The organism is Paenibacillus sp. PvR133, from assembly GCF_017833155.1.
GTDB classification, from domain to species: Bacteria; Bacillota; Bacilli; order Paenibacillales; family Paenibacillaceae; genus Paenibacillus; species Paenibacillus polymyxa_B.
In genome coordinates this window covers 184,007-196,535 of the sequence record NZ_JAFIBS010000001.1, presented here as the reverse complement: position 1 = coordinate 196,535, position 12,529 = coordinate 184,007, and the positions used below count along the sequence as shown (strand labels likewise).

Below are 12,529 nucleotides of genomic sequence, written 5' to 3'. Positions count from 1 at the left end.
ACGGAGTACGCCGAATACTGGAGCTAACGGCAATATAGCTGATAGGGCCGATGAACTTATGAAAACAGGCGTGCGTCATGGCCTTTTTATGAATAGCTTGAGCAGTAATGCAATGGATTTGATCATGAAGGGATATGTGAAATGAGTAAAACAACAGATATACTTCAACAGGAAGTCGACAAACGGCGTACGTTTGCGATTATTTCTCACCCGGATGCGGGTAAAACGACACTGACGGAAAAGCTGCTGCTGTTCGGGGGCGCGATTCGTCTTGCTGGTTCAGTTAAAGCGCGTAAAGCAAGCAAACACGCCACGAGTGACTGGATGGAGATTGAAAAACAGCGGGGGATCTCTGTAACATCCTCAGTAATGCAATTTGATTATAATGGTCACCGCATCAATATTCTGGACACCCCAGGTCACCAGGATTTCAGTGAAGACACGTATCGTACATTAACAGCAGCAGATAGTGCAGTCATGCTGATTGACGTAGCGAAAGGTGTGGAAGCGCAAACGATTAAGCTGTTTCAAGTTTGTGCGAAGCGTGGAATTCCGATTTTCACCTTCATTAACAAACTGGATCGTGAGGGACGCAGTCCTTTTGATTTGATGGAGGAGCTGGAGCAGGTGCTTGGCATCCGTTCGGTGCCTATGAATTGGCCAATTGGTACAGGACGCGAGCTGTGTGGTGTCTATGACCGTGTCAAAAATCAGGTCGAGCTGTTTCAGGGAGATGACCATTCCACGATCAAAGTACAAAAAGTGGAAGATTACAATGATCCAATCATTCGTGAGATGGCGGGCGAATATTTGCATGACCAATTATGCCAAGACTTGGAGTTGCTTGACGTCGCGGGTGACCCTTTTGACATGGAAAAAGTACAGCGTGGAGAATTAACACCTGTATTCTTCGGCAGTGCGATTAATAATTTTGGTGTACAAACATTTTTGGAAAACTTCCTTCAGCTTGCTCCTAAACCGGAGCCGCGCCGTAGTACAGCTGGGGAAATTGAGCCAACAAACGAAAAGTTTACCGGCTATGTATTTAAAATTCAAGCGAACATGAACCCGGCTCACCGTGACCGTATTGCATTTTTGCGTATTGTCTCCGGTAAGTTTCAACGCGGGATGAGTGTTAAGCATGTACGGATGGGCAAGGAGATTAAGCTGTCTCAGCCACAGCAGTTCCTGGCACAGGACCGTGATATTGTCGAGGAGGCTTTTCCTGGCGATATTATAGGATTGTTTGACCCGGGTATTTTCCGTATTGGTGATTCACTCAGCCAAGGTAGCGAGGTTGTGTTTGATGAATTGCCGACCTTTTCGCCTGAGATTTTTGCCAAGGTAACGGTGAAAAATGCCTTGAAGCACAAACAGTATCTGAAGGGTATTGACCAGTTGACCGAGGAAGGTATGATTCAGGTGTTCCGTACGGTAAGCTTTGACGATACGCTATTGGGTGTTGTCGGGCAACTGCAATTTGAAGTATTTGAGTACCGCATGAAGGGTGAATATGGCGTTGATGTACAGCTTCAGCGTATGCCATTCCAATTTGCACGTTGGATTGTGGATGATCAGATTGATCCGAGCAAGTTCCGTATTAACTCTACGCTGGTAAAGGATAAGAAGGGCAATTATGTTGCCTTGTTCGAAAATGAGTATGCCATGCGTACGGCTATGGAGAAAAACCCGACAGCTAAGTTTTTGGAAATGGCTCCATAAGATTGAGTATGCAGAACCGTTAGATCTCAGTCATTTAGTGTATACAACGAATAGTCCACTCGATGTTAATGCGAGTGGACTATTCTCATTTTAGAATACGGGTAAAATAATGAGCACAATTAAATCGGAACAAAAAGTTAAATAGCTAGAGCTAGGTTAAAGGTACGGGTTTGATTTTATCGATTTGTTCATGTGCCAAATGGACGAAATCGTGCTGCTGGTTTGGACTCATATGCTTCCAAGCAATTTCAAGAATGACACCCAATCCAGGCAAAGCGGCCTCTGGTCCGTCCACTGACCCAATAATCATGTCCGTAAGATCAGCTTCTGATTTGCCGTGTACTTTGTGAACAATTGCTTGTCGTAAATCCATTGTAATGGGCATGTGTACCTCCCGTATGTTGTAGTAGTGGTCGAATGTATTATGGCTTGGGCTGTTGTCCAGTATACATGGAGAAGCATTTGGCATAAGTATGTCAAAATTTATGTTTGCAACATGATATGCTATACTATGACGGACAGTATGGTGATCGGGAGGTAAAGAAGGAATGGCAAAAAAACAGTATGCGGTCATTGGCATGGGCCGTTTTGGTTCCAGTGTTGCCAGTGCGCTGAGTGAGATGGGTTTTGATGTGCTGGCTATTGACTCGGACGAGCAGCGTACACAGGAAATGTCGAATATTGTGACGCATGCGGTATCTGCTGACTCGACGGATGAGGAAGCGCTACGAGCGCTGGGTATCCGTAATTTTGACGTAATTGTAGTTGCGATTGGCGAAGATATACAGGCCAGTATTCTGACGACATTGATTCTCAAGGACATGGGCGTACCAGCCCTTGTGGTCAAGGCACAAAATGAATTGCACGGGAAAGTGCTGCAAAAAATAGGTGCGGATAAAGTCGTTTATCCTGAACGGGATATGGGGTTACGGGTAGCCCATCATTTGACATCTCCCAACATTTTGGATTATATCGAGCTGTCCAAGGACTACAGTATTTTGGAGATGAGAGCCGCCGATTCCATGATTGGCAAAAACCTGAAGGAGCTAGACATACGTGCACGCTTCGGCTGCAATGTGATGGCGATTCGCAGAAATCAGGAAATGAACATTTCACCTTATGCCGAAGATCGTCTGGAGCCGGGTGATGTACTTGTCATTGTGGGCCACAAGGATGATCTGACCAAGCTGGAGCTGGCATTCGCAGCCTAATGAAGGCTGATGTTCAAGTACAAGTGATGCATCATTTATTTTAAGAAACGGACAAAGAAACGGAAGGTTAAACGAATGGAAATCATTTCACCGAATAATGCGCGTGTAAAAGAGTGGGCGCAACTGCTGGAGAAAAAGCATCGCACACGGCAGCATAAATATATTGTCGAGGGTATTCATCTGGTGCAGGAAGCGCTGCGTTCGGACGCGGCTGTCGAAACCGTCGCCTATGATTTGGACAAGGGCATTCCCGCCGAGCTGAATGGCCTGGATCCAGCCGACCAGCCGGTGGAATGGGTTCCCGTGTCAGCGGCGGTCATTGCAAAATGCACCGATACGAAGACGCCGCAGTCGGTCTTTGCCATCGTGCGTAAGGAGGAGCGCAGCGCATTCCCGGCATTGCTGGAGCAGCCGGATGCACTGGTGATGGTGCTGGACGGGGTGCAGGACCCCGGCAATGTAGGCACCATCATCCGCAGCGCGGACGCTGCTGGAGCCGCAGGCGTAATATTGGGTCATGGCTGCGCCGACCTGTACAATCCCAAAACGATCCGCTCCACGATGGGATCGTTGTTTCACCTGCCGGTGATTGAAGGCAGTCTGGAGGAGCTTTTACCGCAGGCCAAAAGTAAAGGTGCCCGCTTGCTCAGCACCTCACTGGATGCGAGCTTGTCATGCTATACCATAGATTTGCGTGTTTCCACTTGGCTTGTGATCGGAAACGAAGGCCAAGGTATTTCTGCTGCTACCGCGCGCATGGTGGATGAGTCGGTATTCATTCCGATGCAGGGGCAAGCGGAATCACTGAACGCAGCGATGGCTTCTACGGTGCTATTATTTGAGGCGATGAGACAACGAAACTAAGAGAATGAACACGGGGCTGCTGGTGTGGGTTATAACATCAATTGAGACAATTTATAATACTAAATGAGACTGTTTATATCATCTAAATGAGACAGTCAATATCCCCGAAAACCCAGTGAAAACGGGAATAAAGACTAAGTAAAATCAAAATTATCTGTTAAGATTGATCTAAATTATCTTATTTTATGGTGAAAAAGGACAGCCATTTTTTATAACAAGAAGTGAGACAAACATTATCTAAGGGAAAATTACCTTTGCTCGGCTATAATAAAATTTATATACATTCTTACCTACAGGACAATTTAATATCTAAAGTAAACAGTCTCGATGAAAGCTCTTTATTTCGGGGCTGTTTTTACGTTATGGATGGCAGGTGAAATGATAACCCATTTTTGGGAAAGTGTTACCCTCATTCAAATCTCTTTCTGCTTTTTGGAAGATACATCCGTCGATACTCAGACAAAGTTTGTCTTTAGCTTTTGAGGATATTTAGATAATTAGCAAACCTGTTTTTAGATTGTATTTGTTAAGCTAGGATGAAAAAGTACCCATCTGTTATTTCATTTTGTTTATTAATTTCTGAGAAATATTATATTGATGTAAATTGTCTATTTCGTTTGATATACGGGTATACTGATGATGAAAATAAAAAGGGAGGAGATTAAGATTAATTATAAAGATATATATAATTTACATATTCAGCTTCTTGATGTATATGAGAGGAACCAAAAGGATCGCCACCCTTATCAAAAGGATATTAATTTTTATAATCGACAGCTCAACTTTTTCAGTGAAAATATTGTACAAAAGATTTTTGTTTTAAACCAACTAATAAAAATTTATGAGAAGAATAGAGAGCCTCAAATTAAGTGGTGCTCAGAGATTTATTATTCAAAAAAACATAAGGATATTGAAAAAATAACAGATTGAAAGATGGTAAGTCCAGTGAGTGGTATCATTTCATCGTAATTGAAATGTGATTCTACATGAAATAAACAGACAAGCCAAAGGAAAATATTCAAGAAAGCAAGATCACAGATGAGTTCCCAGTTTGGGATCGATTGTGTGATTTTTCTTTTGTTTCACGAGTAAACCCTAACTAAATAATGAATTTACAGCTTCATAATGTTCGAATATGAGGACTATTATAAAAATTTACAATAAAAGTTACCAATACCAGTATGCGAAATTGCTGCCTAAGACTGTATGCTTCTAAAAGAGCAGAATGAGGATGATTCACCTGGGTTATTAATTACGGATAACATGTTTGGGGAAATGTCGGGGCCGGAATTGATTGAACCACTCTTCGTTGCACTTGAGTTGCTCAAAGTTCAAGGGATTACATTATGTCCGCCGAACATCAAGCTGGACCTTACCAGCAAATTTAATACCGTATATAGCCTCGACATTGAAGCTAAGAACGGAGTGAACAGTATTACCAGCAAGGTACAGAAATATCAGATAAAGTATTTACATTCTCGTTCAGCAATCAGCCAAGCGAAAATGGAACAACAGCTCGACGTGGATGAAAGTGTTTCGTAGTAGAGCCATCCGTCACAGCTAAAGACAATTGATTTTAATATAAGATCGAAATTGATATGAAGACACGAACTGGTTCAGGTCAAAGGAATCTACACTCGGAAGTTTATTTGTCCTAGGATGAAAAAGTTTAAACTTTACTTAACCTAACTTTTTCAAAATGAAATCAATATGTGGGGAGTATGAGCATCTTGTCTTCTCCATATGGATATATTCTGGAGATCATCGGGATTCAGTTTAGAACCATCTGTAGTGAATAATGTTGTATGGAAATCAACATATGAAGATGGTAAACAATATTTTTCGATTGAATCCATGTACCTCATCCAAGAACAAGACTCCTTTGAATCTTTGGATTCGGGAGTCTTTTAATACAATTTCAACTAAATTGAAGGTGAGGGAATCATAATGCTTACGGTTGATCAATACATAACAAAAATGAAGAAAAAGGATAAGCTTGATGAGTTTGATTTTAAAAGTCATGCTGAAAACATGTCTGCTGTTTTGAAGTATGTAATGGATTATTTAAATCATTATTTGAATCCGGAAGAATACGATTATGAGAACATTAAGACGGAACAGTCTGCATTAAAAATTGCTCAGGAGATAGGGGGAGCCTTTCCTGAGAGTGAAAATGAAAGCAACTCGTTTGCAATATCAAGGGCCAGCAGTAGAGTTCGAAGAGAAAATCATGCCAACTGTTCAGACTCTAGTTCGAGGAGATGTGGAGGTGCAAGAAGATGAATCTACATCAAATCAAGAAAAAACTGATTGATGCTGAAAGTAATTATAATATTCGCGATAGTAATCAGATACTTAATGAATTATTGGACATAAAGCGAGTTGCTGTAGCAAATGGTGATCAACTATTAGCTAAAGAAATATGGTGTTACGAAGCTACCTTAAAAGCACAAGAAGCATTTATTTCTGCCTTCTGGGAGATGAAACGTCAGGAGTATTACGCAGGTTGGAGGACTCTAGAACAAGTAGAGTTAATAGTTTTATCGTTAGAGCGTCATTTTTCTAAGGAATTCAATCTGTATAAACTTAGCCATATTAAAATGTATACTGAAAAATTTCAGGTCTTGTTTCCTTACAAAATTTTTTTTAGTCCTGAGTATGTTACACAAATAAAGATATGTAGTATATGTAAAAGGCCGATATCAATTAGAAACTCTTGCGGACATCGGGTGGGTGAAGTCTATAATGGTGAACTATGCAACCGCATTATTACGAAGTCTGAAATGTTAGGAATTTCTTTAGTAACCAACCCTTTGCAAAAATATTCTGTGGTGTTTACTACAGATCAGGAAAACGGGAGAACAAAAGATCAGTACGACTACCATCTGGTTAAATATGTGATTAGTAGACTTATTTCACCTTTTCATGGTTGGGATGTAAATTGGACTAAAGCAAGACACCCTCACTCTAGGTATGCACATGTTAATAAGAGCAGTGATTGCCCTTGTGAATCAGGACAGAAGTATGAAGATTGCTGTCTTAGTGAAGTAGGAGTACTCAGGCCACATTGTATTGTGACTTTCCATAAAGATTTTCCGGGAGAGTTGAAGTTAATTGAGTACAAAGATTAATTTCCTTTACATTACTTGCGTAATATCTATCACAGGACGACTCTGTAGTCGTATATGAAATTTAGGTACACCCTGAGATAAGATTGAATTTAGTGTGATGTTGTCTAGTTTCAGCCTGGTGGCTAACTGAGGAAGACTAGCAACTCGATCCGGCTCTATATGACGCTCAATGTTCGGCCGACAACATCAAACGGTTAGCTTTATGTAGAAATCTATGTGTCGTCTATTTTCAGGGGGAGACCATAGTAGTCGAATTTTTGACTGCCGTGAAGTAAAGGTACCTTTACTTCTAACCACACCCGATGAAATGTGGTATTGCATTAACCATGGCAAGCCTCTATTTATAGCATCAGCGGGACCACCTTGTAAGGTGGTTTTTTGCTTTTTCGGGGAGATATAACGTTTGTAAAATCTTGCTGGACTGGTTATTGTTCGAATATTCAATCATCTTGCTAAGTCTAGTAAAATAATAACAGTGAAAAGAACATATTCCTTCTCTTCGCTATAGAACAATTTGTCAGATCGAGGCATTAGATCTATGATCCTCGATAACCTTCATTGTCCAGATCACTCCTGTTTTACACAACTGATTAACTTCCTATTAGTAATGGTCGCGTAGTTGGTCTTCCATATGCGTCACCACATATTTCAATAGGAAGATTTCCACGCATTCCCTTCAGTGTCTGATGAAGAAGATGAATTAGAAAAAGTTATAAAGAAGTAGGTATGCGACTCCTCGGTGTTTTTCTTGTGCGTACAATTATAAAGTCCAAAAAGATTCAATTTAGCGTGTGTTTAAACTTTTTTATGAAAAGTCAATAGTTTTTCAGTTCTAATTCATTGTGAGAAAAGAAGGTATTTTGTCTAGTTATGTGGAAATATTTTGTTGAAAAGTGTTTAAAAAGTGCAGTTGTTAGAATTCTTAAGAATACGTCAATTGTGATTCGAGATACGAAAGGGATGCATAGCATGAATCAATCAGTCGGATCAACATGGAGGAGATGGGACTTACATGTCCATACTCCTGAATCAGTTCTTAATATGCAATATAGTTTTGATAACAAGGAAGAGTCTGCACATTATAAAGAGCAAATTTGGGAGAAGTACATAGACAAACTAGAGTCAGCAGATGCCACAATCTCTGTTATAGGTATTACTGACTATTGCTCGGTTGACGGTTATGAAAGGATGCTGGCTTATAAAAGCGAAGGTCGTTTAAGAAATATTGATCTGATACTAGCTAATGTTGAATTTCGCATTGTTCCTATTACAGATAAGAACAAAGCAATAAATGTCCACTGCATTTTTTCTAATGAACTTGTGGTACAGGACATTAAACGATTCTTGGAAGAATTGAAATATGAATATGGTGGAAGTAAATATAAGTGCAATAAAAATGATTTAATTGAATTGGGAATAAAATACAAACCTGAACTTCAGAGTGATGTAGAAAGCTATAAAGAGGGGGTTAAACAATTTAAAGTCAATATGACCGATTTGAGAAACTTGATAGAGACAGACCAACGGTATAAGGACAAAGTTTTCATCGTTGCAAGCAATAGCTCCTCTGATGGTATCTCAGGACTTAAAGATAATGCTATAGCCTCTACTAGGCAAGAATTGTATCGAAGTGTTGATTTTATTTTTTCAGGAAATGACAATGACCAAAAGTACTTTCTTGGCCGTGGAGTTGATTCCAAGGAAGAAGTTATTAGGAAATATGGGGGGGTAAAGGCTTGCTTACATGGTTCAGATGCTCATGATTTTAATAAATTATTTAAGCCAGATTTAGATAGGTTTTGTTGGATAAAAGGTGAACCAACCTTTGCTGGTTTACGGCAGTTACTATTTGAGCCAGATACTAGAGTGAAAATACAAAAAGATGAACCAGATAGTAAAAAAAATATTTACTCATTGAAAAAAATAAAATTGAACTCTACAGATATTAATCAAGAGTTATCCTTCCAGAGTGTCGAGCTCGAATTCAATAAAAATTTAGTGGCAGTTATTGGTGGGAAGGGTTCGGGTAAGACTGCGGTACTTGATCTGATTGCAAACTGTTATAAAGAGTACGATAGAAGTCGTCATTACGATTTGAAGGGGAAACCTACTATTAGTAGTAATGAAGACCAAAATTCGTTTGTGCAAAGAATTGAAAAGGAATGTCCAGGTTTAGAAGTATCACTTGAATATCTAGATAATCAAAGTTTTTTCTCAAAGAAAATCTCCGAAGAAAATTTTTTTGCAAATGGGCAAATTCGTTATCTACCACAAGGGAAAATTGAAGAGGTTGCAGGTAATACTAAAGCTCTGCATAAAGATATCCAGCAATTAATTTTCAGCCATCTTTCAAAGAGAGAGGATAGTGAATACCGTTCTTATTTGGAAAGAGATGAAAAAATAATTCAAACTAATCGAGAGATATCAACCCTTATAGGTGAAATTGATACTTTAATAACAGAAACATCACCCGAAGTTTTAGAAGGACTGATTCGACAACTTGAAATCAAAAAAGGTGAGCAAAAAGACAGAGAGTTAAGATTGCTTGCTTTCAATGGAACATTAACTCAAGAAGAAGAAGAAGCCGCTCTCAAAGCCACTGAAAAGGTGAGAGAATTGGAAATGCAGTATGAAAAATCAAAGGAATTTATTAGTGGCTGTGAAAATTTAATTAAAGAACTTGATGAGTTTCAAATTACAACAAATGCTAAAGTTGATAGTCTTAATCAAAATAATACTCAGCTAGTTATGGAGACAGTACCTCATGTGGATTTCAACGATATCATTACGGTAATTAATAAAAACAAAGCGTATGCAACAATAAGGAAACAAGATTCAGAAGAACAGCGTGAAAAATACTCTGATGATATTAAGAAATTTACTGGTAAACAAAATGAACAAGCGAGTTTACTAAGAGAAAAAGACAGCATAGAAAAGAATATGCAAGAAATTACTGAGAGAATCTCTGAGATGGAAAAAAAACAACTTGAATTCGGGATAAAGGTAAAGGACTTAAATGATAAATACGAGGGCTTGTTGTTACACTACAAAAGTCAGAAAAACTCATATGATCGTATTATAGAAATATATAAATCTTTGGAAAAAGATATACTTCAAAATATCGACTTTAAAGCAGAGGTTCGTTTTGATAAACTGCGATTTCAGGAACTTGCAGATGATTTATTTGACAAAAGGAAACTCGCAGATGATTTCATAGACCAGTGCAGTACTACTGTAATTGATTTTTTAGAAAAAAATATAACATTTGCATTAAGGACAGATAACTCAGTATTGAATTTTTTGAGAAAAAACAAATCTCTTTTCGATTACTTGAAATGGCTCACTAGTGATTACTGTCAATTAGATACAAAGGTATACTTCAATGGTGTGGAACTATTCAAACTTAGTGTGGGTCAGAAGGGTGCAGTTATATTGAAGTTATATTTAGCTGATGGTGATTACCCGATAATATTGGACCAACCTGAGGATAATTTAGACAATAGATTTATATCAGAAGAACTACTGTCTACTTTCCGAAAAGCAAAAGAAAAACGGCAAATTATTATTGCGACTCATAATGCTAATTTAGTTGTTAATTCTGATGCAGAACAAATAATAATTGCTGATTTTCTAGACAATAAGATTCGATATCGAGCGGGATCAATTGAAAATGCAACTATTCGAAAAGAAGTTGCTAGTTTGCTTGAGGGTGGGGAAGAAGCGTTCAAACAACGTGAGAGTAAATATGGATTTTCAAGAAATATATAGATGTTATACAGAGCCAGTCAAGGTCAGAAAGTGCTCATATCCTTGATTGGTGATTTTTACTATTTTTTTAGGAAACAGCACGAAATGACTCTCCCGGAGTTTGAGAGAGACCTTGTTAAGTGCTCTCTTTTAGTTTATTTGAAGTGCAGTGAGATACATTGAATGTTACTGGAATTTTTGGTTGTAAAAGGATTTTAAATTGATGAAAAGTTTTGGTTAATTAATGGTCTGATCTAAGACGGCTACAAATACAGACTTTTTAATTGATCTGAGGAGAAGAGTCCACTTTTTATTTAGATGATATTCAAATGGAAGTCGTTATGTTGTGGTGTTGGGTTTAGAACACTTAGAGGATGGGGAAAAGAGATGCTGGATTTTAAAGAGCTTGGTGTAAATGGAAACGATTTTGAACTTCTAGTCAGAGAACTTCTATTTAGTATGGGCATGAAAGTATATTGGAGTGGAAAAGGACCTGATGGAGGTAAAGACTTAATATGTATTGAAACTCCAAAAAGTCAGTTATTATCTATTGAAAAGCGTTGGCTTGTTCAATGTAAGCATTTTGCACACGGGGATCGAGCAGTACAAAAGAATGATCTCGATGATATAATTGACTCATGTTATCAACATGATGCAACAGGATATTTACTAGTGTGTTCTACGTATCCTTCTTCTACTGTGGTTAATAGACTTGAAGCTATTACTCAAAACAAAAATAACAACTTATCAGCAATATATTTAGATAGTGTTGCAATTGAAAGAATGCTGTCTACTCCAAGTTCATGGAAAATAGCTCAGAGGTTTTTCCCTATATCTGCTAATGATGGGTGGAAGATATATGCGACCGAAAACCCGAATCGATGGGTGGTTAACTATAAAGGATATTATATTCACTTGTCGAATCGAATAGGTTCATCTGCTGAACCCCACCTAGAAAGTATCACTGCACGTATAAACGAAATTGAACACCTTCCTTTACCTAATAAACATATGATTCGACCTAGAGCAGTACATTTCGATGATAAAAATGGGAACTATACTTGGTATATTGATTATCTCTATCCCTCTGGTGAAATTCCATATTTTTTACACGGATCTATTAAGGAGATACTTCGTCATGGGTATGTTCTGGAGGATGGGCAAAGTTACTCTTTCGATGTGCATCTATACTCGTATTCAGAAAATAGTGATCATTTCGATGCTGATCACTATGATTATTATCAACCCTTCTTAGGTAGTTTTTCTTGGGGATTTGAGCGGAAGGAGCAGATAAACTATCACAGTTTATACGAGCTGGAAGGGTGGGAACTGGAAGGGGAAAAACAAGAGAAATCAGTGAGTGAATCTTTCGAAAGGTTGGTGAACACCTTGTCGAAATTAGATTTTGTTAGCGTAATTAGATCGATTAATAGTAGTGTTGAGGCAATCGAATTGTTCAATCAAGTTAATGATTGGACTGAAATATCTTTTGAACGCGATATTTCATTCGAGCATCTTTTTTCAGCAGAAATAATTTGTGTAATAGACAATGAAAAGAAGCTTGATCGTTTGATGCGCGGATTACCAATATCTATAATGATGCATTTTAAAATATCAAAAAGATTTGTTTATCTACCTGATATGGATGAAAATGAAGATCCAGATGCAGTATATGATTTTGTTATTATGATCCACCCTAGTTATATGAAAAACAAATTCGCTACAAGGATAAAACTTATGGAATACTTCGATGAACTTAGCGATGCAATTGAAAAGTTTCAGAATGAACAATCTGATATTCATTAGTTACTCGGGTGACATCAAAACTGCGACTACACCCGTAGAAGCTTATGT

Annotated in this window: 9 protein-coding genes and 1 pseudogene; 9 read left to right on the top strand and 1 reads right to left on the bottom strand. The window is 38.4% G+C overall.

Annotated features, from left to right (window positions below):
- Positions 1-141: 141 nt before the first annotated feature.
- Complete coding sequence (locus tag JOE49_RS00860) at positions 142-1,722, top strand: peptide chain release factor 3 (RefSeq protein WP_013311888.1); 1,581 nt, start codon at positions 142-144, stop codon at positions 1,720-1,722.
- A gap of 151 nt (positions 1,723-1,873) precedes the next feature.
- Here JOE49_RS00860 and JOE49_RS00855 read toward each other — a convergent pair whose 3' ends face one another.
- The gene (locus JOE49_RS00855; protein ID WP_016819939.1) at positions 1,874-2,107 is read right to left on the bottom strand and encodes a small acid-soluble spore protein SspI; all 234 of its coding nucleotides are present in this window, start codon (positions 2,105-2,107) and stop codon (positions 1,874-1,876) included.
- Positions 2,108-2,267: 160 nt separating this feature from the next.
- On the opposite strand from JOE49_RS00855, the pseudogene JOE49_RS00850 reads away from it, so the two are divergent.
- From JOE49_RS00850 to JOE49_RS00815, 8 genes and pseudogenes are all read left to right on the top strand, one after another.
- Positions 2,268-2,933 (top strand): annotated as a pseudogene (locus tag JOE49_RS00850) (potassium channel family protein); the annotation flags it as partial.
- A 75-nt stretch (positions 2,934-3,008) separates the two neighbouring features.
- Positions 3,009-3,797 (top strand): TrmH family RNA methyltransferase, encoded by a 789-nt coding sequence (locus JOE49_RS00845; protein WP_023990230.1) that lies wholly within the window; start codon positions 3,009-3,011, stop codon positions 3,795-3,797.
- Between the two features lie 636 nt (positions 3,798-4,433).
- Positions 4,434-4,727, top strand: coding sequence for a hypothetical protein (locus JOE49_RS00840; protein WP_209940431.1), 294 nt, complete (start codon positions 4,434-4,436; stop codon positions 4,725-4,727).
- Positions 4,728-5,003: 276 nt separating this feature from the next.
- Positions 5,004-5,339 (top strand): hypothetical protein, encoded by a 336-nt coding sequence (locus JOE49_RS00835; RefSeq protein ID WP_209940430.1) that lies wholly within the window; start codon positions 5,004-5,006, stop codon positions 5,337-5,339.
- A 405-nt stretch (positions 5,340-5,744) separates the two neighbouring features.
- Positions 5,745-6,080, top strand: a complete 336-nt coding sequence (locus tag JOE49_RS00830) for a hypothetical protein (RefSeq protein ID WP_209940429.1) — start codon at positions 5,745-5,747, stop codon at positions 6,078-6,080.
- Positions 6,077-6,928, top strand: coding sequence for an SEC-C domain-containing protein (locus tag JOE49_RS00825; protein ID WP_209940428.1), 852 nt, complete (start codon positions 6,077-6,079; stop codon positions 6,926-6,928). The genes JOE49_RS00830 and JOE49_RS00825 overlap by 4 nt, the downstream gene beginning before the upstream one ends.
- A 969-nt stretch (positions 6,929-7,897) precedes the next feature.
- Positions 7,898-10,696, top strand: a complete 2,799-nt coding sequence (locus tag JOE49_RS00820; RefSeq protein ID WP_209940427.1) for a TrlF family AAA-like ATPase — start codon at positions 7,898-7,900, stop codon at positions 10,694-10,696.
- A 366-nt stretch (positions 10,697-11,062) separates the two neighbouring features.
- Positions 11,063-12,481, top strand: coding sequence for a restriction endonuclease (locus JOE49_RS00815; RefSeq protein WP_209940426.1), 1,419 nt, complete (start codon positions 11,063-11,065; stop codon positions 12,479-12,481).
- Positions 12,482-12,529 lie beyond the last annotated feature (48 nt).

What these genes read in the sequence shown, in the direction of transcription:
- JOE49_RS00845 (WP_023990230.1), top strand. Translation starts at nt 3,009, where the DNA reads ATGGAAATCATTTCACCGAATAATGCGCGTGTAAAAGAGTGGGCGCAA.
- JOE49_RS00835 (WP_209940430.1), top strand. Translation starts at nt 5,004, where the DNA reads ATGCTTCTAAAAGAGCAGAATGAGGATGATTCACCTGGGTTATTAATT.
- JOE49_RS00860 (WP_013311888.1), top strand. Translation starts at nt 142, where the DNA reads ATGAGTAAAACAACAGATATACTTCAACAGGAAGTCGACAAACGGCGT.
- JOE49_RS00820 (WP_209940427.1), top strand. Translation starts at nt 7,898, where the DNA reads ATGAATCAATCAGTCGGATCAACATGGAGGAGATGGGACTTACATGTC.
- JOE49_RS00815 (WP_209940426.1), top strand. Translation starts at nt 11,063, where the DNA reads ATGCTGGATTTTAAAGAGCTTGGTGTAAATGGAAACGATTTTGAACTT.
- JOE49_RS00855 (WP_016819939.1), bottom strand. Translation starts at nt 2,107, where the DNA reads ATGCCCATTACAATGGATTTACGACAAGCAATTGTTCACAAAGTACAC.
- JOE49_RS00840 (WP_209940431.1), top strand. Translation starts at nt 4,434, where the DNA reads ATGATGAAAATAAAAAGGGAGGAGATTAAGATTAATTATAAAGATATA.
- JOE49_RS00825 (WP_209940428.1), top strand. Translation starts at nt 6,077, where the DNA reads ATGAATCTACATCAAATCAAGAAAAAACTGATTGATGCTGAAAGTAAT.
- JOE49_RS00830 (WP_209940429.1), top strand. Translation starts at nt 5,745, where the DNA reads ATGCTTACGGTTGATCAATACATAACAAAAATGAAGAAAAAGGATAAG.